This window comes from Pseudomonas sp. LTJR-52, assembly GCF_003691465.1.
GTDB classification, from domain to species: Bacteria; Pseudomonadota; Gammaproteobacteria; order Pseudomonadales; family Pseudomonadaceae; genus Chryseomonas; species Chryseomonas luteola.
Genome location: NZ_CP033105.1, coordinates 5310020 through 5334611, shown reverse-complemented (window position 1 = coordinate 5334611; position 24592 = coordinate 5310020). Strand labels below are relative to the sequence as shown.

General features: G+C 54.3%; 26 protein-coding genes. 15 read left to right on the top strand and 11 right to left on the bottom strand.

Features of this window, described 5'->3' with window-relative positions; translation table 11 throughout:
* The first annotated feature begins 41 nt into the window (after positions 1–41).
* From EAW52_RS24700 to EAW52_RS24665, 9 genes are read left to right on the top strand one after another with little or no spacing between them, the layout of a single operon-like run.
* On the top strand, positions 42–368 hold the full coding sequence (locus EAW52_RS24700; protein WP_125890158.1) for a hypothetical protein: 327 nt from the start codon (positions 42–44) through the stop codon (positions 366–368).
* Positions 355–1128: a hypothetical protein gene (locus tag EAW52_RS24695; protein ID WP_122044489.1), complete on the top strand. Its 774-nt coding sequence runs from the start codon at positions 355–357 to the stop codon at positions 1126–1128. The genes EAW52_RS24700 and EAW52_RS24695 overlap by 14 nt, the downstream gene beginning before the upstream one ends.
* An 18-nt stretch (positions 1129–1146) precedes the next feature.
* Positions 1147–2241: a TonB C-terminal domain-containing protein gene (locus EAW52_RS24690; protein ID WP_122044488.1), complete on the top strand. Its 1095-nt coding sequence runs from the start codon at positions 1147–1149 to the stop codon at positions 2239–2241.
* Complete coding sequence (locus EAW52_RS26105) at positions 2241–2468, top strand: hypothetical protein (protein WP_019364582.1); 228 nt, start codon at positions 2241–2243, stop codon at positions 2466–2468. The genes EAW52_RS24690 and EAW52_RS26105 overlap by 1 nt, the downstream gene beginning before the upstream one ends.
* Complete coding sequence (locus EAW52_RS24685) at positions 2465–3070, top strand: TonB C-terminal domain-containing protein (protein ID WP_162997720.1); 606 nt, start codon at positions 2465–2467, stop codon at positions 3068–3070. The genes EAW52_RS26105 and EAW52_RS24685 overlap by 4 nt, the downstream gene beginning before the upstream one ends.
* Entirely contained in the window at positions 3067–5295 is a 2229-nt protein-coding gene (locus tag EAW52_RS24680; protein ID WP_122044486.1) for a DNA topoisomerase 3, read from the top strand. Before EAW52_RS24685 ends, EAW52_RS24680 begins: the two co-directional genes overlap by 4 nt.
* 2 nt (positions 5296–5297) lie before the next feature.
* Positions 5298–6353, top strand: coding sequence for a S49 family peptidase (locus tag EAW52_RS24675; protein WP_162997719.1), 1056 nt, complete (start codon positions 5298–5300; stop codon positions 6351–6353).
* A 58-nt stretch (positions 6354–6411) separates the two neighbouring features.
* The gene (locus tag EAW52_RS24670) at positions 6412–7239 is read left to right on the top strand and encodes a hypothetical protein (RefSeq protein WP_122044484.1); all 828 of its coding nucleotides are present in this window, start codon (positions 6412–6414) and stop codon (positions 7237–7239) included.
* Positions 7236–8237, top strand: a complete 1002-nt coding sequence (locus EAW52_RS24665; RefSeq protein ID WP_122044483.1) for an endonuclease — start codon at positions 7236–7238, stop codon at positions 8235–8237. Before EAW52_RS24670 ends, EAW52_RS24665 begins: the two co-directional genes overlap by 4 nt.
* A 159-nt stretch (positions 8238–8396) precedes the next feature.
* On the opposite strand, the gene EAW52_RS24660 is transcribed toward EAW52_RS24665, so the two are convergent.
* Complete coding sequence (locus EAW52_RS24660) at positions 8397–9035, bottom strand: DUF998 domain-containing protein (protein ID WP_122044482.1); 639 nt, start codon at positions 9033–9035, stop codon at positions 8397–8399.
* 427 nt (positions 9036–9462) lie between these two features.
* Positions 9463–9936, bottom strand: a complete 474-nt coding sequence (locus EAW52_RS24655) for a MarR family winged helix-turn-helix transcriptional regulator (protein WP_256680685.1) — start codon at positions 9934–9936, stop codon at positions 9463–9465.
* Positions 9937–10131: 195 nt separating this feature from the next.
* On the opposite strand from EAW52_RS24655, the gene aceF reads away from it, so the two are divergent.
* The 3 genes from aceF to EAW52_RS24640 all read left to right on the top strand — a co-directional run bounded on the left by aceF (position 10132) and on the right by EAW52_RS24640 (position 15446).
* Complete coding sequence (gene aceF / locus EAW52_RS24650; RefSeq protein WP_122044481.1) at positions 10132–11724, top strand: dihydrolipoyllysine-residue acetyltransferase; 1593 nt, start codon at positions 10132–10134, stop codon at positions 11722–11724.
* A gap of 156 nt (positions 11725–11880) precedes the next feature.
* A complete protein-coding gene (gene aceE, locus EAW52_RS24645) occupies positions 11881–14571 on the top strand; it encodes a pyruvate dehydrogenase (acetyl-transferring), homodimeric type (RefSeq protein ID WP_122044480.1) in 2691 nt (896 codons plus the stop codon).
* A gap of 341 nt (positions 14572–14912) precedes the next feature.
* Positions 14913–15446 carry a glyoxalase superfamily protein gene (locus tag EAW52_RS24640; RefSeq protein ID WP_122044479.1) on the top strand — a complete coding sequence of 178 codons (534 nt, stop codon included), beginning with the start codon at positions 14913–14915 and terminating at the stop codon, positions 15444–15446.
* Positions 15447–15502: 56 nt separating this feature from the next.
* On the opposite strand, the gene EAW52_RS27040 is transcribed toward EAW52_RS24640, so the two are convergent.
* The gene (locus tag EAW52_RS27040) at positions 15503–15757 is read right to left on the bottom strand and encodes a Rid family hydrolase (protein ID WP_372238939.1); all 255 of its coding nucleotides are present in this window, start codon (positions 15755–15757) and stop codon (positions 15503–15505) included.
* A gap of 161 nt (positions 15758–15918) precedes the next feature.
* Here EAW52_RS27040 and EAW52_RS24630 point away from each other — a divergent pair, with 161 nt between their 5' ends.
* A complete protein-coding gene (locus tag EAW52_RS24630; RefSeq protein ID WP_372238938.1) occupies positions 15919–16152 on the top strand; it encodes a LysR family transcriptional regulator in 234 nt (77 codons plus the stop codon).
* 4 nt (positions 16153–16156) lie between these two features.
* Here the strand turns inward: EAW52_RS24630 and EAW52_RS24625 are convergent, their stop codons facing one another.
* From EAW52_RS24625 to EAW52_RS24600, 5 genes are all read right to left on the bottom strand, one after another.
* Complete coding sequence (locus tag EAW52_RS24625; protein WP_122044476.1) at positions 16157–16543, bottom strand: cupin domain-containing protein; 387 nt, start codon at positions 16541–16543, stop codon at positions 16157–16159.
* Between the two features lie 75 nt (positions 16544–16618).
* The gene (locus EAW52_RS24620; RefSeq protein ID WP_122044475.1) at positions 16619–17428 is read right to left on the bottom strand and encodes an AraC family transcriptional regulator; all 810 of its coding nucleotides are present in this window, start codon (positions 17426–17428) and stop codon (positions 16619–16621) included.
* A gap of 617 nt (positions 17429–18045) precedes the next feature.
* Positions 18046–19260, bottom strand: a complete 1215-nt coding sequence (locus EAW52_RS24610; protein ID WP_122044474.1) for a patatin-like phospholipase family protein — start codon at positions 19258–19260, stop codon at positions 18046–18048.
* Complete coding sequence (locus EAW52_RS24605) at positions 19247–21466, bottom strand: Mov34/MPN/PAD-1 family protein (RefSeq protein ID WP_218567908.1); 2220 nt, start codon at positions 21464–21466, stop codon at positions 19247–19249. The genes EAW52_RS24610 and EAW52_RS24605 overlap by 14 nt, the downstream gene beginning before the upstream one ends.
* A 2-nt stretch (positions 21467–21468) precedes the next feature.
* A complete protein-coding gene (locus tag EAW52_RS24600) occupies positions 21469–22572 on the bottom strand; it encodes a hypothetical protein (protein ID WP_122044473.1) in 1104 nt (367 codons plus the stop codon).
* A 125-nt stretch (positions 22573–22697) separates the two neighbouring features.
* Here EAW52_RS24600 and EAW52_RS24595 point away from each other — a divergent pair, with 125 nt between their 5' ends.
* Together EAW52_RS24595 and EAW52_RS24590 are read left to right on the top strand one after the other, a co-directional pair.
* A complete protein-coding gene (locus tag EAW52_RS24595) occupies positions 22698–23096 on the top strand; it encodes a hypothetical protein (protein WP_122044472.1) in 399 nt (132 codons plus the stop codon).
* The gene (locus tag EAW52_RS24590) at positions 23083–23523 is read left to right on the top strand and encodes a hypothetical protein (RefSeq protein ID WP_122044471.1); all 441 of its coding nucleotides are present in this window, start codon (positions 23083–23085) and stop codon (positions 23521–23523) included. The genes EAW52_RS24595 and EAW52_RS24590 overlap by 14 nt, the downstream gene beginning before the upstream one ends.
* 64 nt (positions 23524–23587) lie before the next feature.
* Here EAW52_RS24590 and EAW52_RS24585 read toward each other — a convergent pair whose 3' ends face one another.
* The 3 genes from EAW52_RS24585 to EAW52_RS24580 all read right to left on the bottom strand — a co-directional run bounded on the left by EAW52_RS24585 (position 23588) and on the right by EAW52_RS24580 (position 24584).
* Entirely contained in the window at positions 23588–23866 is a 279-nt protein-coding gene (locus EAW52_RS24585; protein ID WP_162997718.1) for a hypothetical protein, read from the bottom strand.
* A gap of 62 nt (positions 23867–23928) precedes the next feature.
* Positions 23929–24081 carry a hypothetical protein gene (locus EAW52_RS26100; RefSeq protein WP_162997717.1) on the bottom strand — a complete coding sequence of 51 codons (153 nt, stop codon included), beginning with the start codon at positions 24079–24081 and terminating at the stop codon, positions 23929–23931.
* Positions 24082–24266: 185 nt separating this feature from the next.
* Positions 24267–24584 (bottom strand): hypothetical protein, encoded by a 318-nt coding sequence (locus tag EAW52_RS24580; protein ID WP_122044469.1) that lies wholly within the window; start codon positions 24582–24584, stop codon positions 24267–24269.
* Positions 24585–24592: the final 8 nt, after the last annotated feature.

Below are 24592 nucleotides of genomic sequence, written 5' to 3'. Positions count from 1 at the left end.
TGCTCGTAGACTGTTTCCACCTCACAACGGAGCAGTTTCACATGCAGGCATATTCCAAACCCGACGGCACTGTTCACCTTGTTTTAAAGAATCAGGCCGAAATCGACGCAGTCTGGGCAATCGCCAGTTCCATCGGCGGAACCACTCAAACCCTACGCGCCATTTTTTGCGACAGCGCAAGCACTGACGAGCCCCGGCTGCTTGATGTGTTGCTGCCCTACATATCGAAGGTCACCTCCGAGTTTCCCAATACCCAACCCCACGACGCCGGCGCCCTGCTGGAAAGCGTCTATGGGCAGTGCATAGAGGGCACCCTCTTTTTCAGGACGCTAGGCAAGCAAGAGGAGTGGACGGATGAGGACGAATAAATCCTTTGTCTCTCTTGCAGTGCTCTCCCTTGCCCTGTCCGGCTGCATGGGTCTGCAAGCCAGGCTGCACCCGCTGCCTGAGATACCGGACGAGCCCTCGCGCGAATGGGTAGAGATGAACCTGCCCGAGTTTAAACGCATCGCTGAGCAATACCCGACCGAGGAAAACCAGGCCGCGCTTAATCGGCTGGAGATGTACGCGGCCTACTACAAGGAGCTGACCTTACGCGCCTCGCGGGTGGACCGCTCGCTGTCACTGGCATGGATCAATACGGGCCGCGCCGGTGCCGCCATGCGCCAACCTGCCTACGTCCACTCGCTGGGCGGTGACTTCAACACCGAGACCCGCAATGGCGCTGCGCTCGATCCACGGCGCGGCATCGTCTACGACCCCACCCGCGTCCGGACGCCAGCCGTACCCATGGTGCCGGTGGTACACACCCAGACCTTTGCGGCACGTCCAGACCGGGCGCGTGGCTACTCCATCTACGAGACCTCCCGCTGGGTACGTTACTGCGACAACGGCAAGGGCATGGATGAAGCCGACTGGCAGTTTGTGACCGATGAAGGCCAGCAGCTGGGCATTCCGGACTACCTCACCGGACGGTGCCGCGCGCCCACCTATGACTACAACAGCTATCTGGCGGCATGGCGGGGCTTTTGTAGCCGATCAGACCTCTCGGCGCCGACCCGCGCCATCGTGAAAAGCAGTGTGCGGCCCAAATCCATTGGCGGCTGCGCGGCCCTGAACATCCACTGATCCTGACGGAGCCGGACCATGACAACACCTACTGATGAAACAGTACTTCCCGAGATCAAGGCAGAGCGCGAACCTGAACAGGAGAAGAAACAAAAGTCGCCGAAAAGGATGACGCTTCTGGCCGTGGCCATCCTCTGCGGACTGGGCATCTCCTATGTAGCCACCCACAAGGGCAAGCCGGAACATTCGATCCCACAGACGCCCGTCAGCAGTGATGTGCCGATGTCACAGGACACCGATCCGGCATTAAAGAGAGAGGCAGCTCAGCTGGATACCGGAGCCTCACATACCTCCCTCGCTATCGACCCGGACGCCGACTTTGAAGAGGATGAATTCTCAGGCGAGCCTCCACCCCAGCCCATCCAGGCGCCTGAGCACAAGATTACCCGCGAGGGTGTAGAGACGGTTCCGCCTACCACGGAGCCTGTTGAAGAGGAGATGACCGCTGGCGCATCGCCTGAAACCACTCCAACCCCTGCCTCAGAGGATAAGACGCCTCCAGCCAGCACAAGCCCAACAGGTCAGGATGAGGTATCACCGCCCGAGAAAGACCTCGCAAGCTTTGGCTACAGCATCAAGCCCAGTCAGGTAGGCACACCTCCAGAAGCTGAGGATGCACACCAGAAGCGACTGGCAGCACTGGCGCAGACCCCGGCCTACCAGAACATGGTTACAGCGGTGGGCATACGGGTGGGCCAGAACTGGAAAGCACCCGAGGACTACGAAAAGCATGGTGCACAGGTCCGGGTAAAAGTGGGACCAGACGGAGTTCTAACCGGGTTCGAAGTCATCCGCTCTTCCCATAACGACGCCTACAACAAATCCGTCATCAGCGCTGCCGTCGAGGCCTCGCCCTTTATCGAGATCAAGACCCTGCCCGCAGCCGATCGGGATGTCGTCACCGAATTCACCCTGAACTTTGGTCGCAGGATTTCGGATGCCGAGCACAACGCGGCCAACGAGTCGGCTTCGCCTGAGGATCTGCCCGAGCAGGCTCAGGCTGAGGACGTCTCAAGCGGGCCATTGGCCGCTGCACCCATGGCGGCACGTCAGGTACAGGACCCGCTCAAGGCCATGTTTGAAACCAGCCATGCGATGACCGGAGGCCAGTGATGGACGCCGTGCAGGTAGATGAAGATTCCTATAGAGACCTTCTGGTCATGCTCTCCGAAGCCGCCAACGCGCAGAGCCCGCTGGATGCGGTATGCCTGATTACGGTCATGCTGCAGGACATCCAGCAGAACCACCGCCTCCCACAGCTGGAAACGGTAGTCAGGGACTGGAAGCTGCTCTATGCCCTGCACAAGGAAAGGCCCCAGCCCAGGGAGACGCGCTCATGATTCCTCAGCTGGTGGCGCTGGGCGTCATCGTCGCGCTGCTCTACTCAACCAATGTGCTGTTTTTCAACAAGGACGATATTCCCGAGGGGAACGCACCCGAGTCCAGCCAGCAAAGCCCGGGCGGACGAGACATTGCCCAGGCCTTCAACCTGGTCAATCAGGAGCTGCTGGGCAAGCTCAAGGATGGCAGTGGCATCCATGTCACGGATTTTACCGGTCCGGAAAAGGAAGAGGCCGAGGAGAAGCGCCGCCACGCCGATGTCGAGGAAGTACGCTCCGTCGCCGCCGAGATTGCCGAGGAGATCGGGCTTAACTGGCGCATCAGCGACGAGCTGTACGCCCAGAACTACGCCATCGTGGCCATTACCTTAAAGGACAGCGGCAAGGTCGCGGCGGTCGAGACGCTCTACTCCACCGAAAACCGTTTCTTTGATAACAGCCTGCGTCGTGCCATCCGCAAGGGCGAACCCTATCGCCAGTTCAAGGACATGACGACGCGCCAGCGCGAGCAGCTCACCGAGATCGTGCTGCACTTTGGCGCAGGCAAGCCTCCCACTGAACGCCAACTGGCCTCGATCAGACGATCAAGGGGTGATTTATGAGTGTGGACGTATATCTGGCCGAAAAGCCCAGCCAAGGCCGCGCGCTGGCTGCGGTACTTGGCTGTGACAGGACCGGCAAGGGCTGTATGCACAATGGCAAAGGCACCTTTGTGACGTGGTGCATTGGTCATCTCCTGCAGGCGCTAAAGCCCGATGATTATTCCGAAGCGTGGAAAGGCTGGACGCTGGATCACCTGCCCATGGTGCCCGGCGAGTGGAAGCACCAGCCCAACAACAAGACCCGCGATCAGCTCAGGATTGTTTCTGAACTCCTGAAAAAAGCCTCCTCCGTTTACATCTCAACTGACTTTGACCGGGAAGGCGAAGCCATTGCCCGTAATGTCATCCGTTACGCCGGTTATCAGGGTCCGCTGTACAGGGTGTGCATCAAGGCCCTGAACCCCAAGGGACTGCGCAAGGCACTGGATGCCATCGTGCCGGGCAAGGACACCATCAACCTCTACCACTCCGCCGTGTGCCGTGAGCGCTCTGACTGGCTGGTTGGCATGAACGGCACCCGCCTGTTTACCCTCATTGCCCGTGGCGCAGGCTTTCAGGAAACCCTGCATGTGGGCCGCGTGGTCTGTCCCATGATCAATCTGGTCGTGACCCGTAATCAGGCCATTGCCAACTTTGTTCCCAGAGACTACTGGGACCTGTGGGCCGACGTCGCCGTACAGCGTGGCCAGTTCCGGGCGAAGTGGGTACCGCCCGAGGAATGTACCGATGAAGTTGGGCGCTGCATAAACAAGACACTCGCCGAACAGGTTGCCGCCCAACTGACCGGCACGGCTGCCGTGATCGAGAAGGCCGAGACGACCCCCTCTAAAGAGAGTGCGCCGTTACCCTTTCACCTGAACAGCCTTCAGCAGTACGGCAACGTGCGCTTTGGCTACACCGCCGACGAAGTACTTGCCGCGGCTCAGTCCCTGTACGAGAACCATCAGGCTATCTCCTACCCCCGTACCGAATGCCGGTACCTGCCGGAAAACATGCACGCCGAAGCGCCGGAGGTCATGCAGGCATTGATGCTCAGCGACCAGAGCATTTCCGGTTTGATTGCTGGCGCTGACCTCAAGCGCAAGGGTCGATGCTTTAACGACAAGCAGCTCGAAGGCAAGAGCCATGAGGCGATTATTCCGACTGCTGAAAAGATAAACCTTGGCGCCTTGAGTGAAATCGAGCGCAACCTCTACGACGCCATCCGCCGCTTCTACATCGCCCAGTTCTACGAACACCATGAATTCAACCGCACGGTGATCCATGTCCGGGCCGGTAAGCACGAGTTCATTGCCAAGGGACGCCAGCCGACTCGACAAGGCTGGAAGATCCTGTTTCCGGACACTGAAGCCTTTAGCGAAGCCGATAGCAATGAAGAGGATGACGCGGAGGAGCAGAGCACCGCGTTTCCCCCAGTCAACCAGGGCGAGCCGGCCATCATCAGCGGGCCGGAAGTCACCAGCAAGCACACCCGGCATCCGCCCTACTTCACCGAAGCCACCCTGCTCTCGGCCATGGAGCACATCAGCCGCTACGTCACCGAAGAACAGTTCCGCCGCATCCTCAAGGAGACCTCGGGGCTGGGTACACCGGCCACACGCGCCAGCATCATCAAGACGGCAGTAGATCGCGGCTACCTGATCCGCAAGAAGCGCCAGCTGCACGCCAGCGACAAGGCGGTAGCGCTGATGAAGGCCCTGCCGCCTGCTCTGAAATCACCCGGGCTTACGGCCGCGTGGGAACAGGAGCTGGAGCGGGTTGCACGCGGTGAAGTCAGTCAGGATGAGTTCATGCGCAAGATCACCGATTGGGTCTCGCGCATTGTTCACGGTTTTAAAGCCAGCCTTGCGGCCACTGAGGGACAGGGCAGCACCCAGGCGGCAGCGCTCAAGCAGACCTTTAGCGAAGCGCGGGGCACGCTCCATAAATGCTTCGCCTGCGGGGCCGAGCTGCGCCGGGTAAAGGGCCAGAAGGGCTTTTTCTGGGGCTGTACCAACCGCGACACCTGCAACAAGACCTTTCCCGACCAGAAGGGCCTGCCGCAAAAACCCATCAGTGATGAAGACCGCCCACTGTGCGGCGACTGCGGGCGCCCGATGACCCTTCGCATGGGCAGGAAAGGGGATGCCAAACGCGCCAGCCGGTTCTGGGGCTGTTCTGGCTATCCCGAGTGCCGCGCCATTGCGCCCTATACCAAACCCAAAAAAGATCCACTGGAGGCATGACGATGAGTTGGTTTAAACGCAACCGAAGTAGTGATGTACCGCCCTATTCCCCGGACGACTCCATCGAGGTCCTGCAGGAGCGCCAGCGCCTCATGCAGATCCACACCTTTGACAAGTGGGTGTCGGGCACCGTCAAGCAGAGCCGCGCCCGGCACCGCTGGACCCTGATCTTCAAGGGTATGCTGCTCCTGATCGTCCTGCTCAGCGCCTTTAACACCTGGTACTTCCTGCGCCTGTTTGATGAGGCCTCGGAAGTCAACGAAGGGGCCAGCCATGTTGGCGTAGTGGATGTGATGGGACCGATCGATGCCCAGCAACCGGCCAATGCCGATCGCATCAACAAGGGCCTGCGTCAGGCCATGGAAAACCCCAACACCGTGGCGGTGGCCATCCGCATCAACAGCCCCGGCGGCAGTCCGGTCCAATCCAAGCGCGTCTATGACGAGATCCGCTATGAAAGCCAGCGCCATCCGGAAAAGCCCATCTTTGCCGTGATCGAGGACATTGGCGCAAGCGGCGCGTACTACATTGCCTCGGCCACCAGGGGGATCTATGCCTCTCCCACGGCCATTGTGGGCTCGATTGGCGTGATCAGTACCGGCTTTGGCTTTGACAAGACCATCAAGCTCTTTGATGTCGAGCGCCGCGTGTATACCGCCGGCACCAGCAAGTCGATGCTGGACCCGTTCTCGCCCGCCAGGGATGAGCAGGTCCAGTACTGGAAAACCGTGCTGGGCGCGACTCACCAGCGGTTTATCGCAGACGTAAAGCAGGGCCGTGGAGACAGGCTAAAACCCACCGAGGGTATGTTTGAGGGGCTGGTTTGGGAAGCCGGTACGGCCAAGAACATCGGCATCATTGATGATCAGCTGACCCTTGAGCAGCTGGTGCGCCAGCTGGTACCGGACGATGACGGCAAGCTGAAAATGAAAAACTACACTCCGCGCCTGAGCCCGTTTGCTGACTTCAAGAAGGGGATCTCGCTGAGTTTTCAGGAGGCGCTGGGGCTAGGTACGTCTGAAGGCTACAGCTCACCTGTAAGAGCCATGCTTCCCTAAGCAATAAGCCCCTGTAAGCGCTGATGCGTACAGGGGCCACCCCACCAGGAAAACCGTCATGACACAGTTACTTGCTCTCTTGGGTGTGACCGCCGCTGTGCTGGCCCTGACCGGCCTTGCCAAGCATTTCCTGATTGCCAGTCCCAGACTGCCCACATGGCCCGCCTATGCCTTTACCGGCATGGTGGGCTCACCCATACGCGAAACCGCCCGCGCCGTTGTCTGCCTGTGCATGGGCTTCAAGCTCACCCGTATAGCGCTGTACAAGCGCAGTGATGTAGACGGTACGCTTGGCCATGTCGACTACACCTTCTTCCCAGGGCCGCTCAGCTATATGGGGCGAGCTTTGGAAGGACTGGCACCCTGCGCCGTGGGCTGCGTGCTGTTGTGCCTGCTGACGGGTATTGCCTATGACATTCCTACTCCCCCGCAAGACGTCATGGGAATCCTCTACTGGATACCTTCGGCCATACAGGAAATCCTCTGGAGCCTGTGGACCGAGGCGGACAGCGATCCCTTGAGCCTGCTCATTATCACTGCTCTGTTCCTTGTATCTCTTCATGCGGTACCTACGCTGACAGATCTCCACCGGCTGAGCTATGGGCTGATTACCTTTACCCCTATTGCCGTGTTTATTGGCGCCCTGCTCTGGTTCATCCGCTCGGCTCATTTTCCCTATATCGAGGGGCTGTTTATCCAGGTCGAGCGCTGGCTAGTCCCGTGGACCTTTGAGGCCGTGCAGTGGATTGCAGTGAGCAGCCTGATGCTATGTGTAGCGGCTGTACTATCCGCGATGCTGTTTGTAGTGATCCCCACCCTTGCCGTCGCGCTCTGGCACAAGCTCACCCGCAAGCCAGTTGCCAACCCCGAGGCCGTTGAACCATGAGAGCCGCTCTGGTCCTGCTGGCGCTAACCTTCTCGGGAGTGACATGGGCTGCCCCGGAAACCTATTACGATGCCAAGCACTTCCTGCGTAACGACATCTATGGGGATCAGAATGCTGGCGAGAAGGCCTCGGGTGATCTCTACTGCGGCTGCCAGTGGGAATGGGTAGGCCGTAGTGGCGGCGTCATGGATCATGAATCCTGCGGCTACCAGACCCGCGCCCTGCCCGATCGCGCCATTCGCCTTGAGTGGGAGCACATCCAGAGCGTCTGGTCCTTTGGCCATCAGCTCCAGTGCTGGCGCGAGGGCGGCTCAGGCGCCTGCCGGGCTGATCCCCTGTTTAACCGGATCGATGCGGACCTGCACAACCTGGCGCCCGCCATTGGAGAGGCCAATGCCGACCGAGGCAGCTATCTGTACGGTGAACTGCCGGGCACGGCCAGCCGTTACGGGCGCTGTGATCTCAGGATCGATCCTGCGCTGCGCACGGTTGAGCCGCGGGACACGGTAAAGGGCCTGATTGCTCGAACGCATTTTTACATGAGTGACCGCTACGGCATTACCCTCTCACGGCTTCAGCAAAAGCTGTTCATGGATTGGGACAAGCGCTTTCCGGTCAGTGAATGGGAAAAGGAGCGAGACAACCGTATAGCGAAGGTCATGGGGCACCATAACCCCTTTGTGACCGGGCAGGCCAGCTGGACGCTGGATCGAAAGCCAGGGCTTGCCGGCATCATCCGACGCGACAAGACGGTCAAGGAACTCTTCCCCGACCTGCAGGAGGCCTCTGCCTCGAATGATGTTGAAAAAGAGGAAATCGAAGCGTTTGACCCGACCCGCACAGAGGGCATGGTGTATGCCTCACGCCGGACCGGAACGTACTTTATACCAACGCTCTGCCCTTCATACCATTCGATTCCGGCACGTATTCGGGTGGCATATCGCACCGAGCGTGAGGCACAGTCTGATGGATACAGGAGGGATGTGGAGTGCCGGTAGAACAGCGCTTGAAGTGTAGTCGTTAGGTGTAGCGAATAAGTGGTGTGGTCGTTTAAGTCCTTCTGCTTATTCATCGCTACACCCAGACGATAGCTGCTCGTTGTTACCGCTGGGGTACACTCTAATGACTACATAAAAATAGCTATCTTTACCTTCCTCTCAGGTTTGCATATGGCGAGATCGCTTGAGCATCAGGAGAGCTAAACCAGCAATCCAAACGACCGAAGCCCCATAATTTATACGCTGAAATAAGCCGAAATAATGGCCAGCCTCTAACGCTTTTCCCATAAGTAGCAAGGTAATTAGAGCAGCCAGCGAACAAACTATGGAGAAAACGCTAAAAGGCGACGACTGCAATAGTCGGCGGCCGAGATAGCCCCATGCAGCGCTGGCCAGAAATAGCGATGCGAACATAACTAGGCCGCTGTAATTGTGAATCGTCTGGCTGGTACTTGGATTCTCAAGACTGCAGCCTACATCGCATGAGAAATAGCCTGTAGAAAAACTGGCTATGCCGTGTATGGCAATGAGCAGCCCAGTAAATACAGCCAGCTTCGACTCTCGAAAGGACTTGCTGACGGCTATACCGAAAATGATGAAGAGGCAACCAAGGGGGTAGTTGTTTATCAGCGGTGAAAGCACATGTGTAGGAGCCCCTTGGGCTCCTAACTCACTCATTGCCTGGTTGGTTTGGCTGTAATCTGGATACAGCAGACCTGCAATCATTACTCCTACGAAAAGCCAGAAGGGAATTATGAGTCCGGCACAGTAAGCACTTTTATAGCGGAAGTAAGACAACGTCGAAGTCCTGTTCGGTAATGGTTTGCTTTTCTCAACCTTCGGCTTGAAGCCGCTCTGAAGAGACCGCTAGAAAACATAGCCCAAAATGCGAGGGTTTGTTTTTAACCATCGCTGTTGTCCTAAAACTACATCCGAAAGCGTGCTGGAGCTGTCCTGCATCGCTGTAGTCGCTGGGGTATACTCCAGCGACTACACATCAATTGACCTGCATTGCATCTAAATCTGTTCAGTAAGATCTCATTGCCGATTAAGCCGAAGAGTTGCATAAAGTATAGAGAGCAGCTAATCCAGAGGGACTCGGTTATAATCTGACTCAACCGATTAGGCGATAGGGGTGTCTTATCCTCTTTTCGGTTACCCCTGGATAATGCTGATCTCATGCCGTTAGCCGTACGACTGCTAATCAATTCTAGATAACCGTAGTCTATAAACCTGCCTTTCGAGCAGCCCTGGAAGCAGTATCAAGACGCTGGCTGAAGCGAAGCTGCTCATCTGTATTGAACTGGCTTGTAAAAAGCTCAGCTACTGTCTGCTCATAGATGCTCCACATGCGTTTGCGAAGTGCTCGGCCTTTTTCGGTAATGGTCGCATAGGCCGCACGCCTGTCCTCGGGAGAGCGATAACGTTTGACCAGGCCATCCTCAACCAGGCGGTCCACAATTCGAGTCAAGTTATACCGCTCGATAGCCAACGCATCGGCCAGTTCATGCATCCGCCTCGTACCGTCGATACCTGACTCAATCCCCCAAAGCACATCGTACCAGGCATAGACCGGTAAGCCCTGCGTCTTAAGACGTCGCTCAATTTCTTTTAGCATCAACCTATGAGCACGGATAAAGGAGAACCATAAATCGGGCTGCTCCTCAGGAGAATTTGGCATATCAACTATGGATTGCATTTGCAATCGCTCCCTAGGTCTATAATAATCAGGATAGTTGCATCTGCAACTCTTAAAGAGAAGTGTAATACGTTTTGCGCCTGTAAACCCTGGAAGTCGCAGCTATCCATATGCCTAAGGTCTATCTTTTTGAAACAGAACACCTGGGATGCCATACATAGCCAGAGACTCCTCCAACAAACAAAGAGAGGCATTGTGTCCGAAACCATTCGTATACCGGATATAGGGGCAGGAGAGGCGGAACTCACTGAGATACTGGTCAACGTGGGCGACACTGTAGAGTCAGATAGCAGCCTAGTAGTACTCGAATCTGATAAGGCCAGTATGGAAATCCCATCACCTAGTGCCGGTCGCGTTCTTGTCATGCATGTTAAACCAGGTGACCGAGTCAAAACTGGTGATCTGCTACTGGATATAGAACGCTATGACGCTTCTTCTGATAAGAACAGGTCTCTAGCAGAGCAGCCAGCTGAAACCGAACTACACGAGACGGCCGGCGAAAGCACCGAAGAGATCAAGGTGCCCGACATCGGCTCGACCGGTAGCGCCAATGTGATCGAAGTGCTAGTCAAGGCAGGTGACTCGGTAGAAGCGGACCAGTCGCTGATTACCCTGGAGTCCGACAAGGCCAGCATGGAAATCCCGGCGCCCAAGGCGGGCGTGGTGGAAAGCGTTTCCATCAAGGTAGGTGATCAGGCCAAAACTGGCGATCTGATTCTGACCTTGAAGGTTCAAGGCGCAGCACCGAAGAAAAAGGCTGAGAAGCCTGCACCGGCTCAGCAAAATGCAGCTCCTGCACAAAAGCAGGCGAGCCCAAGCCCAGCGCCGGCCAAGGCACCGCAAGCGCCCACGCCCACCGGCCAGCCTGGCAAGAAAGTGCATGCTGGCCCGGCTGTACGGATGCTGGCACGCGAGTTTGGCGTCGAGCTGAGCGAAGTGACGCCAACTGGTCCGAAAGGACGTATTCTCAAGGAAGACGTCCAGTCGTACGTAAAGGATCAGCTGCAAAAGAGCAAATCTGCTCCGGCCGCAGCGGCAGCTACCGGTGGCGCCGGAATTCCTCCGGTTCCGACCGTGGACTTCAGCAAGTTTGGCGAAATCGAAGAAGTTCCGATGACACGCCTGATGCAGGTAGGTGCTGCCAATCTGCATCGCAGCTGGCTGAACGTGCCTCACGTAACGCAGTTCGATCAGTCTGATGTCACTGATCTTGTAGCCTTCCGTGTGGGTCAGAAGGCTGTGGCAGAAAAAGCGGGCGTCAAGCTGACCATCCTGCCGTTCCTGCTCAAGGCCTGCGCCCATGTGCTCAAGGAATTGCCGGACTTCAATGCCTCGCTCGCACCGAGTGGCAAGGCCATTATCCGCAAGAAATACGTGCACATTGGCTTTGCCGTGGACACGCCGGATGGGCTGCTGGTACCTGTCATTCGCAACGTCGATCAGAAGAGTCTTCTGCAGCTGGCTGCCGAAGCCGCTCAACTGGCTGAGAAAGCACGCAACAAGAAGCTTTCCGGCGACGACATGCAAGGGGCCTGCTTCACGATCTCCAGCCTCGGCCACATTGGCGGCACCGGCTTTACGCCGATCGTCAACGCACCGGAGGTGGCAATCCTGGGAGTATCCAAGGCCACCATGCAGCCGGTATGGGACGGCAAGGCCTTCCAGCCGCGCCTGATGCTGCCGCTTTCGCTCTCCTATGATCACCGCGTGATCAATGGCGCTGCTGCGGCCCGCTTCACCAAGCGACTGGGCGATCTGCTAGCTGAGATTCGCGGCCTACTGTTATAGCCAGATTTGCCACACGGGACCTTTTTACCACCTCAAACCAGGTAACCCAAATCATTTACTGCTGGATACCAGGGAATGAATTGCAAATGCAATCGATGGTAGCACTCATATGAATTGCACATTTGTTAAGCGGATAACGCATAGAGGAAATAGGCCATGAATCAACATATAACCCTGCCTGATCTAGATCCTGAAGAAACGCAAGAGTGGTTGGATGCACTGGAATCTGTGCTCTCGCTAGAGGGTCGCGAGCGGGCACATTATCTTATTGATCAGCTTATTGATTATGATCAGGCCCAGCATGGCGACTTGCATGGTAAGGTAACAACACCGTATATCAATACTATTTCAACTGACCGGCAAAAACCTTATCCCGGCGATCTTGGTATAGAGCGTCGCCTCAACGCCTATATTCGCTGGAATGCCATGGCAATGGTGTTACGGGCAGGTAAGCATTCTGGGGTAGGCGGACACATTGCAACGTACGCCTCGGCGGCCGTACTGTATGACATTGGTTTTGATCATTTCTTTCGAGGGCGTACCCATACGTTTGATGGGGACCTGGTTTTTATTCAAGGTCACTCGGCACCGGGAATTTATGCTCGTGCTTATCTTGAAGGGCGTATCAGCGAAGCCCAATTGGACAACTTCAGGCGAGAGGCTGGCCGACAGGGCTTGTCGTCTTACCCTCATCCACGGCTTATGCCTGAATTCTGGCAGTTCCCAACCGTCTCGATGGGGCTCGGCCCATTAATGGCTGCATACCAGGCCCGCTTTATGCGCTATCTGGAATACCGTGGTCTTAAGAATCATCAGGATCGAAAGGTTTGGGCTTTCCTAGGCGATGGGGAAATGGATCAGCCTGAATCAGTGGCTGCGATTGCGCTGGGTGGGCGCGAGAGACTCGACAACCTGATCTTTGTGGTGAATTGCAACCTACAACGGCTTGATGGGCCAGTACGCGGTAATAGCAAGGTTATTCAAGAGTTAGAAAGCTCGTTCCGAGCGGCAGGCTGGAATGTTATCAAGGTAATTTGGGGAAGTGGCTGGGACGCTCTTCTCAAAAAGGATAGAAGCGGGCTGCTTCAGAAGCGGATGATGGAATGTGTAGACGGTGAATACCAGACCTACAAGAGCCAGAGCGGCGCCTATGTCCGTGAGCATTTCTTTGGGAAGTATCCCGAACTGCTTGATCTGGTTGCTGAAATGTCCGACGACGAAATCTGGAAGCTCTCACGTGGCGGCCATGATCCACAAAAGGTTTATGCGGCTTACTCTGCGGCGGCTCAGCACAAGGGACAGCCAACCGTTATCCTGGCAAAAACTGTCAAAGGATTTGGTCTGGGTGATGCAGGCGAAGGGCAGAATGTTAATCATCAACTCAAGAAAATAAGTGCTGACGCCGTCCGTGCCTTTCGTGATCGATTCATGCTTCCGGTCAGTGATGAGCAGTTGGAAGAAATACCTTACCTCAAACCTGCTCAAGGCAGTGTTGAAGCCAATTATTTAGCCGAGCGACGCGCAAGACTGGGTGGCTATATTCCAGCTCGCCTCGTAAGCGCTGAGCCGCTCGAGGTTCCTGGGTTAGAGGCTTTTTCGTCACTGCTGAAAGAAAGCGGCGAGCGTAGCTATTCGACAACGATGGCGTTTGTCCGAATCCTCCAAATCCTTCTAAAAGATTCCAGGCTTAGTAAACTCATCGTTCCAATCGTACCTGACGAGTCCCGAACATTTGGCATGGAAGGCCTGTTCCGTCAGATTGGAATCCATTCCTTTATAGGCCAGCTCTACACTCCGCAGGATGCCAACCAGCTGAGCTATTACAAGGAGACCAAGGATGGCCAGATCCTTCAGGAAGGAATTAATGAGTCAGGAGCTATCTCGTCATGGATCGCTGCGGGAACGGCCTATGCCAACCATAACCTGATGACCATTCCCTTTTATATCTTTTATTCAATGTTTGGCCTGCAACGTGTAGGTGATCTCGCCTGGGCGGCCGCCGATGCTAGAACCCGAGGTTTCCTGCTTGGGGCAACTGCGGGACGCACGACTCTGATGGGTGAAGGTCTCCAGCATGACGATGGACATAGTCACATCCTGTCGTCTGTTATTCCTTCCTGTGTTTCCTACGATCCTACGTTTGCTTATGAACTTGCTGTAATCATCCAGGACGGCATGCGCCGTATGTATGTCGAGCAGGAAGATATCTATTACTACATCACCCTGATGAACGAAAACTATACTCATCCTGCTCTACCAGAAGGTGCTGTAGAGGGAGTAATTAAGGGCATGTATTTGCTTCGCTCAGAAACTCAGGCCCAGGGACCTCATGTGCAAATGGCAGGAAGCGGCACGATTCTTCTTGAGGTGATTGCCGCCGCGGACCTGCTCAAGCAAGATTTTGGGGTGACTAGTGATATCTGGAGCGCAACAAGTTTGACCGAGCTGCGTCGTGATGGGTTGGAAGTCGAGCGCTGGAATATGCTTAATCCCGAGAACTCACCTCGGACAAGTTATGTCGCTCAATGTCTACACGGCCGAGTCGGGCCAATGGTAATCGCCACGGATTATATGAAAGCATTTGCCGATCAGATCCGCCCGTTCATCATGGACCGCAAGCTGGTTTGTCTAGGCACCGATGGATTTGGCCGCTCGGATACGCGCGAGTCGCTTAGAAGTTTCTTTGAGGTTGACCGTTATTTTATTGTAGTTGCTGCGCTTAAGGCGCTCGCAGATGAGGGACAAATTCCAATAAAGGAGGTAACAAGAGCGCTAACATGCTATGCGATTAAGGCTGACAAGTTGAGTCCTGCTGATCCCCTAGCCACCTCTAACATAAATCATTAGTTGAACAGGATACTGCGTTCTGGATGATTCTAAAATCAAGAGCCACCAAAACGCAGTATCGAGTGGCTTCTTTAAACTGTAGCTAAGGTATACCCCAGCGACTACAGGGCTTAGATAACCGAGGTCATGGCAGAGGATGTGAAGCAAGCGCATCTGATGTCTATCACAACTAGGTTTCGCCGTTGGGGCTAAGTCAAGTATTATCGTAGCGGGCCGTTGCTGCCCGCCGCTCGCGCCCCTTGGGTAAGGTGAAAGCAGCCATGCTTCTTTCTCAATCGCTTCTCTGATCACCGAAGCATTGGTAATGCGAGCTCCAGGACGCTTCGCTTTCAGGAGGAACGATGACTTCAACTGAGCAAGCCAAACAGATGGCCAAAAGGTTACGCGCTTCATTAACAGAGCGTAATCAAGATATAACCCACTCTACTGCGCTTGAGCTGGTCTCCCATCAACTAGGCTACAGGGACTGGAATACTGCATCAGCAGCACTTTCAAAAGAGAGTCAGACGCAAAACAACCCAGCCTTCGAGAGACCTATTCCGATCCTTCGGATGTTTGAAGAAGCGAAGGCCCGCGAGTTTTATCTAGATTTTTTGGGTTTTACCATTGAGTTCGAACATCGATTTGAAGCCCACTTACCACTTTACCTTGGCATTGATCGAGGCGGCTTAAAGCTCCATCTTTCCGAGCACCATGGCGATGCCAGTCCGGGCTCGACAATCTTTGTACCGATGCGAAACATCGAGGCATTTCGCGATGAGCTATTAGCAAAACGCTATAGCTACGGTCGCCCAGAGATTGTTCACCAGCCGTGGGGAAAGGTTATGGAAGTCCATGATCCTTTTGGTAATCGCATTCGTTTCTGCCAGAACTGATTAGCTCCTAAGCGTAGTAGTCGCTGGGGTATAACTCAGCGACAACAGCAAGAATGCTAGCGATGAGCTCTTATAGCCGTAACTGTAACCTCAATAAGCACGTTTTCTTCAAGGGCAACGCCTAAGCAAGCCCGTTGAGGCCAGTGATCTGGGTTACTTCCGATCCAGTCACACCAGATGCTGTCCATCAGAGGCTTATCCTGCATATTTGCGATATAGACCTGGGCAGAAACGATCAGCTGCTTCGAAGAGCCCAGCTCAGCAAGGTTACGCTCGATCGTAGCGAGGGTCTGAACCGTCTGATCCCTCATGCTCAACGAGGTATCACTCGTGGTGGCTACTGTCCAAACAAGATCCTTGTATGCAGAAGACTTGTTTCTTCCCTCATAAATACCGCGGACTCGCTCAATAGGCTCCATAAAACGCTGCTCTTCTGTTTACATTTTCAAATAGGGATAATCATCTGTAGGTCATACTACTACCAGCTCAAATAGGCAACCTGAGCAGGTATGCCTATGAATTTACAATCCGACATATTGAAATCTTTCGGGCTGTTATGCGCAGCGGCAACGTAACAGGTGCCGCCCGGCAGTTATTCAGCTCACAGCCCATCGTCAACCGTGAACTTGCCCGGCTTGAAACACTGCTTGATATTCGACTGTTTGAGCGAGACGGCGGGAGCTTGAGGCCTGTTATCGAATGCTGATCTATTAGATCCAGACGTCATTAGGCGCTGTCCGCTCTCCGCCTTCTTGGCCAGTGTTTAAAACACCCCGTGGCTCGATCAGCAATAGCTTTACTTCTTGCTCAGTGTACGGTTTGTGCTCAACCCCTTTGGGGACCACATAGAGTTCACCTGCTTTTAGCGTCACGCTACCGTCCCGAAAGTCAATCCGAAGCGTGCCTTCAAGTACCAGAAAGGTCTCGTCTGTTTCTGGATGAGAATGCCAGATGAAATCTCCCTGGATTCGAACAACCTTAAACTGGTAGCTGTTCATCTCAGCAACAACTTTGGGTGACCACTGCTCGCTAACCAGCGACAACTTCTGCAGCAGATTGATTGACTGGTAGGGCGCTTGAATTACATCAGTGTTCATGGTGTCGGCTCCTTTGTTTGTGGAACCGTTACGCTAACGGGACTGAACGGATAACTCTTGCACGATCGTGCAGGTTTACCGGCCCAGCATGTCTAACCAGCGGGCCGGCGAAACACCGTAGCACCGTTTGAAATGGCGAGTCATATGGCTCTGATCGAAAAAACTAGCTGCCAGGGCTGCTTCTACAAGACTAAAACCATCCAGAAGCAATTTCCGACACCTGTCCAGCCGCCTAAGCGTCATGTATCGGTACGGGCTTGTGCCATACAGTGCCCGAAAATCCCGGGAAAGACTCCAGCGATCCCGCCCGCTGGCATATTCAAGCTCATCCAGTGTGATGCTTGTACCATGACTTGCGTGGATATACGCGCGTGCTCGTTCTGCTGCCGGGAAGTCATAGGCTCGCCTGCCCCGACGCCTGTTACCAACAGCGTCCAGCGCCTGCGCCAAGTCGTACAACGCATCCTCTTCCTCAAGCGTCTCGAGAGGACAGTCCATCGCTTGCATAAAGGCCTCAAGCGCTCTGCAAAGACGCGGGTCGGTTGAAAGGCCCGTTGCAATGAAAGGCAGCGGCTTACCCCCCAGAATCTGCTGAATGATCGCAGGCTCGACATAGATCATCCGGTAGCGAAAGCCTGCCTCGGTACCCGCCTCGCCGTCATGCAGCTCATCCGGGTGCAGGACAAGGGTTCCGCCTGGCAGACTATGACGCATGCTCTTCTGGTAGTGGAAGCTCTGTACGCCTGACAAGGTACGGCCAATGGCATAGGTATCGTGGCGATGGGGTTCATAACCATGACCGCTGAAGTAGGCTTCGATGCGCTCTATCCTCGAGGCGCTATCGCTGCGACGCACCCAGTCCCTGCTTGCCGTCTCTGTAGTCATCCCAAGCTGTCCTGATCAAATCCATGCATGAGCGTAGCGCCTCTGCATCATACAGCCATCCCATCGCTTCAGATGTCACGAATGGAGGCTATCCATTCAAGCGTCGGTGTCACCTTACACGGGATTTGAAAGTCAGAAACGGATGGTTATGCCAGGAGCCTCTGCGGCATAAAGATGATTCAGAAGCTGGCGCCTGGAAATACTCTTCAGAGCTGCTGCTTTCTAGCATTCTTTGATAACCGGGGAGCGGCGCTGCATGAGTGCGATGACAGGTAAGGATTGGAGTCTGCTGGTTGTCTTGTCAGCACTCTGGGGCGGCTCGTTCCTCTTTATAAGAATAGCGGTCAAAGAGCTGCCTCCCGGGTTGACACCATATAAGCAACCCCTACGTAGTTCAGCAAAGCAAATGATGCGTTGTATAGGGTCGCGGCTTGCGTGTCTAACTTGATGTTCCTGGCCTGAATCCAACTTGGCTAAGTCAAGGTCACTCTCCCTCTAAAGCCTATTACCTAAGCCCCTATTTAATATTTCTAAGCCGTACTGGGCCCTTGGACCTTTGAGTGTTTGGAGGTTACCTCTAATTACGATACGACCGCTGCTGTAACTGAAAGGAAAGCCTAGGTGTTGGCCCGCTTGGTGGCCATATCTATATAACACTGCCAGTGTTCTTTAACTTGAGCATGCACAATCTGCTCTCCTCGTCTAACAAGACGCTCGATCCACTCCGTATCCATAGCGCGGAAATTGGTGGGATAGCCTGCTATCTCCTCACCACTGACCATATCAGGACCAGTAAACTTAAGTGTGTTGTCTTTCTGTCCAAGATATGGAAGCAGTACCCCTTTCAGTTTCCCTGCTTTCTTTAAGTCAAACAGCCGGTTGGTCGCAAGATTCTGTGCTCTGGCGAATACGCTTTCGAAAGCAGCCTCCATACGCGACATCCAGATGGACGACGGTTCAGCCACATCTAAGCCATAGCCAGCTCTACACGCGATGATTCTGTCGTGACGTGGCACCTCAAGGCTTTCAGAAAAAGTACGCTCCGGCCAAAGCGGAGCAAGGCCGAGATTGTCATAAACCCCACCGTCAGTGAGCGTTACACGATGAGCCGTCTTCGCTCCGTTTTTATCGAAGATCAACCTCTGGTCCAAAGCTGGTAACGCGGCAGGGTATGCTGCGGAGGCGATCACTGCATCTGCTAATTCCACCCCATCGGACGTCGATGAGCCGTAGCGCCAGCAGTGGAGAGTATCGCGAGTGTAATAGAACGCTGCCTTGGACCGTAGCTCACACGCGATGACGATTAACGCAGGGCGATCTTGCCTGAGCTGCTTCAGCATACAACCGCGAAACGTATTACTGAACACGTTTCGGAGTATCGTAGTGCGGCTGGCTTTTCGCAAAAATGGTGACACGTTTGGCCAGTGCTCACCGGTTTTGGCCCTACCCGCCAGCTTTAAAGCCAAGCGAGCAGTTGAGGCTAGGATACGCTCGACAAATAGAGCAGATGCATAACCAGTAGCTGTCACGCCATCAAGCGAAGTGAAAAGCCGCTTCAAAGCCGGCACAACAAAGCCTTGCCTCAATATTTCACGTACACGGGCTTCAAAGGCCTCAAAGTCACCAGGGTGACTGCAATAAAGTCCTGCCAGAACACTACCGCCTGAGACCGCCGTGATCGTAGACACCTGCTGGAGAATCCCTAGGTCATGCAAGGCGCGGAGGCAGCCCAAATGAAACGCCATAGCTCTCGCCCCTCCACCTGATAGAGCCAGCGCAAGGGTGTCGCACGTTGTATCATGCGAGACCAATAAATCTTCATTTGCTTCCATGCACTATCCCTTCAACCTCGCCACGCTCCTGCCATCCCGCACGAAGCCAAGTCTCATGCTCTCCGCAGATGATCATCACATAGGGAGAGCCAACCGGCTCCATATGGCAACGTAGATGACTAAAGACCTCTTCATCATCGTTGCTTGGTTTAACCGATGCACCGGCAGGGTGGCTGTGCCACTCGCCGACATAATGCAACCGTCCAGCAGAAGCTTCGGCAATATCCTCGATAAGCGGCTTGAGATCTTTCATCCCGCGAATGAAATATGTGGGTGATCTTTTGCTATCGGGTGGTGCAGGCAGCGCAGCAACGATATGCAGCACATTGCGCTCAAGATTAAAACTTCCGAGCAAAACACCACCAGTCTCATCCTTGCCGCACTGGTGCCGTAGCTGCCGCATTGTCTGGATAGCCGCATGGGTGATAGTCACGCGAATCTTAGCGGAAACAAGTCGTGTCACAGGGTGCACCGGAATATCGACCGAATCGACCGCACCTGAAATCGTATCCATCCGCCATACCCGGAAGCTCGCATCAACCTCGTCGATAATCTGCATGAGACGTCCGGCTGCTAAACCACACAAGGTATGTACTTGCCAAGGTGGCAGCGGTCGGGATAGATCTTGGCAGGCGTTGGCGTAGCGAATTCGGTCCATCCGTGCGGCAGCCAGATGACCTTTCATCTTGTCATCGCGGGCTACGGCCCAGAAATACTGGGCTTCAATCTCGTCAATACGAACGTCTCTAGATGAGCCCTCCGCAAGAACAACCAAATCCGACCCACTAGGACCGAAAAACGCACTTACTGCACGGTTGATCGTCTGCTCAGACAACCAGCTCAATACAGCCGGAGAAGCACTAAAGTCGACCGCTAATTCGGCAGTGCGCAACGCGACATCTAATGTTTGAGCGGCCTCCCCTGGCCTGAGTACATCAATGCTGATAGCTGTATTGCCTGCCTCTGCCAGAATGCTGTCAAGCTCGTGTCTAAGAGTCTCAGCTTTGTTTAACCCCACTACATCGTCTTTTTGTACTTGCCTGACGATGTTATGAGGGAGAAGAACGTCGTCGTCTACAACTGTCCACACTCCCAATCCTGAACGGGTGGTGATCATAGCGACATTCGAACCAATCGCTCCTGCTCCAATCCCGAGCAGCCGTGCATCCTTTGATCGGGCGACTCCGGAAAACATCCGTGCCGCTGAACGATCTAGGCGCGCGAGTACCCGCCATGGTTCAATTCTGATACTGGATAGATCTAGACCATCGGTACCGCCCAAAAAATTCAATGTGGTGATACCGGCGGCAGTTACTGTGACGTTTAAACTCTCGCCGAGGTTGGCAATCGATTGGCTGAAGCTGTAACACCAGATCTCCGGTTCTTCATCCTCGCCTTCGTCAGTGCGCCGTTTGGGAACGGTTAGTAGTAATAATGGTGACAGTTCAGATGCGCTTGCTAGTTGCTCAGGTTCTTTAAGCCACTTAATAAAGTCCCCGATGAGATCGAATCCTAAGTCCTTACAAAGCTGGTCGAGCAGTTGCAAGTCATGCGGGGTTACCGCGAGACCACGATGTAATTGCGAAGGCAGTCGCCTAGCGTAGATAGAAAACTTCGCCTTCCCTGCATTTTTAGGAGGCTGACTCCCGACCGAGACAAAGAAACGCTCAACATCCTTAACTACCCATTCAATGTACCAAGTATGTCCAGCTAGGCCGGGTGGAACAATAAGCGTATGAGCGCCCGGGTGAATCAACGGCTCAAGGTGTTGCTGAGAGTCATGAATTGTTCCGGCGGCCATAGAGGAAAACCAGGTCCTGATACGCTCAATCAACGCTTGGCCGGTGAGTCCCGTGGCAAGGTCCGCCCAGTTCTCCTCCCAAATACACAGACATAAACCACCATCTGAATCAGGATTCAAATTGGTGTGTACCATGCCAACCGGAAAGTCGTTACGCGTGGATCGCACCCTAGGTGAATACAGGTTACTGTCTGCACAAAACAGGATGCTAATCGGTTCCTTGGAACAGATAGGTACTTTTCTACGCTGATCAAGCTCAAGCTCAAGCTCGATATCCAGCTGGTCCAACCTGCCCTTTTGGCTTACGCCTACTAGTTTCGCATATGGATAGCTCTGAGCCTCGCTTAGATACTGAACTACTGATCTTGCGAGCTGCGAGCGAGGCGTATCGAACATATGCACCATAATCAAATCCCTGCGCGTGGTGCAGGAGTCGCAATGACGATATTCCGAGCTTCCTTTTTAATTTTGTAGCCATTGCTCTTGATCTCGATGACAAGCGGCTCTGGCTTGGTTTTCGTAGGGTGCTCCATCGATACCACCCATTCGCCATCCAGTTTTCGAGCCACGTCCTTATAGTATGCCGCCGCTTGGCGGTGAGGAGGCTGCTTGTCTTCATCATCGCTAGGAATGACCTTGCTAGTGGAGACTAGAAGCCCACCAGGCTGCCCAGCCTTCTCATAGAGCCATTCTGAAGACTCGCTAGGTTCAGTCTTCTCCTCGCCTTTCTCATCGGACAGAGACTTATAACTACAGTGATGCGGAATGTTATTGATATCCCATTCCAACCGAGACTCACGCTGGTGGTACCGGGTGACCTGAACAATGTCATCGATCACATCGTGGGTAACATCTGCAGACAGAATCAGCTTAGTTTGTTGGCCATCCACCTCGAACGTAGCTTGCATAAATAGTGCATCATCGTTGCGGACCCGCACGACACCTTCCTCATCTCGCTTACCGAACGGAGAGTGAACGAAGAATTCCACACCATCATGTGACAGATTGAACTCAGGACACAGCGTCCCAGCGTCAGAGATCAAATTGCGCCGCTTGGCCGGTTCGATGCCACGCTCAGTCAAGAAATCATCGAGCTCTTCAGGGCGCGAAAAGACACGGACTCCTTCGCCCTTAATAAAACGATGTCGCGCTTCAGCGCGCAACGTACGTGCCTGCCCTGTAACGCCCTCCTCCAATACCGCATGCGCTGGCACCCACAAAGTTTTGATCTTAATGCGGTTGTCATCCTGGTATTTGGCGGCATGCTCCAGCCAAAAGACTTCCTTGGCGCGATTACAGTGATCTTGGTCTAGATGGGTGAATGCGACTACATCAATGGTCTTGTCATCGCCGAGGATGTCACGCAGCTCCTTCTCAAGGTCGCAGCGCTTGTCCTCAGCATCATCCGGCGAATGCATATCAGCAAAGTCGAAGAGAATTCGGCGGCCGTTTTCTAGCTCAATCAAGCAGGTATCAGCGTTGCCAATAGGGAAGAACCGAACAATGTGCATACCGAATTCCCCAACGTGCGTCAATGTTAAAGTGGCACGAAGCCATCACGCTTTCAAAGTACTACATGCAGTTTTTTGTAAGCAATAGGTCGCACCATGGTGTGTAAAAAAATAATTCAACAGATTTGAAGGACCATCTCTTTTCCTTTCTGGAAATCCAGTACGACAAGGCATCGCAGCGCTGGGCTGTCTGGTTGATACCCTGGACCCTGCAGGGCTTTTCAACCGAACCGCTGCTACCGGGCCAGTCAATACCTGTCGGCTGCACAGGCTTTCAGGTTGAGTACGACGGAGAGGTCTGGATTGAGCGCAAATCAGCGGAAAAGCTCCGCACCCACAGAGACCTGAGTAAATGGGCTGTGAGGCCTTTTTTTCACAGCTTCGAGAGCGCTCAACGCAAAGCAATGCATTGGCTCAACCACAACCGCCGCGATCTGGTTGAAGCCTGCATCAAGGAAACTAGAGAATCCCTTGGCTATCGAGCACGGCTAGCTTCCAGAGTGGATGAACATGGCGCGGTATAGCATTTATCTGAATGACGAATTGCAATGTGAAACTGACTGGCCACCCATGGCTCAGGCTGCATGGAACCGTGCTGGGCGTGATCGCAATGCAGCCCAGCACGGAGGCATCGCAATGCTCAAAAAGGACGGGGAGATGTTGGCCAGCGCTCAGCCACAAACCCTCAAGGGCCTCCCATGGCCTGATCACGACGAACCTGAATGCGATCTACGCGATGTCGTAAAGTCCTTGTTATTACTGCTTAGGCATGATGGCTGGGACGCCAGGGAGATAGCCGAGGCCATGACCGCTCATGGTTTGCCCACAACCAGGTCGCGTATAGATGCACTTCGCGGATCTACTCAGGGGAAGCGCACTGAAGTTACAGCAGCTGAGCTTGTGGTGCTAATCAGTTCGGTGCTCAATGAATACAAGAGGAGCGAGTCATAGGCGCTGACTACAGGCCAGCATTTAAATAAAGGGAAGCGCAGATCTCCTTATTAGGCATCTGCGCCTATTCCCTTTGCGCCGTCATGTAATGAAGAACTGCCATAGGCTCCGTGATCAAGACGTCATACCAGGCGGGATTGCTATTCACGATAGATTCGACTTCCTGCCTTAAGCCGTGATCAAGCATATCCAGATCGGCGCTCTTGAAATGTGATTCAAGCATGCAGCGAACATTGGCCGAATCGATGTTAACAGCAGTCTGGTTTAAAACCTGTACGGCCACGCGTACAGCCATAGCACCCCACTCGCCCATAGGGCCGTTTGAGCCTACAGAGGCAGTCAACCGATATCGTTGAAGGAATCCTTCTGTACTACAAGATAAATTCGTACTCATTCGAACCTCTTCTACCTTGAATAGCGAGAAAATTTCGCAGCCTTCTTACGGTATTCGGCGGACGTTACGTCCATGTATACGAACGCCTCGCGCTTATCAGAAGAAACGCGCTCTGGTGAGTTGCCGCCTTGTTGGGCGATATGGAACAGCTCATTGAGGGTCATAGGCGGTTTTCCTCAAACTTAATTGCGGAGTGGAAGAGCGCGTTTGATCGACCAATATGCGACCACCCAGGTACGCTGTATGAGTACGAAACTAGCAACATAAATCGGCACGCCAATCCATCGCGCGCGAGACGCCTCTGTTGTAAAAATATCGATGCCCGGCCAGGTACTAATTGCCCCAACGACTAACATTTCCAATTATTCGCTTGAGCAAGTTCACGCCTGTCGTTCCCCCACGGAAATTCACCTCGGGTCTGCTCCCAGCAGCAGAAATTGAGGAAGTCTTCGTCTCGCTCAGAAACAGGCTCCCAGGAAATCATGTTGACCTGCTGGCAGTAGCTTCCCCACGCGACATCAAGCGCCAAGCTGCCCCACTCTGCTAGCTCTGGATAGTATTTGCGAAGCGCGGCAATATCTTCAGCCGTATCTGCATCAGGAAGGCGATCAGCCCTCTCGGCGCCGTGATTGACGAAGTGCGGTGAGGGCAAAAATACGAACGACATGGTGGGTT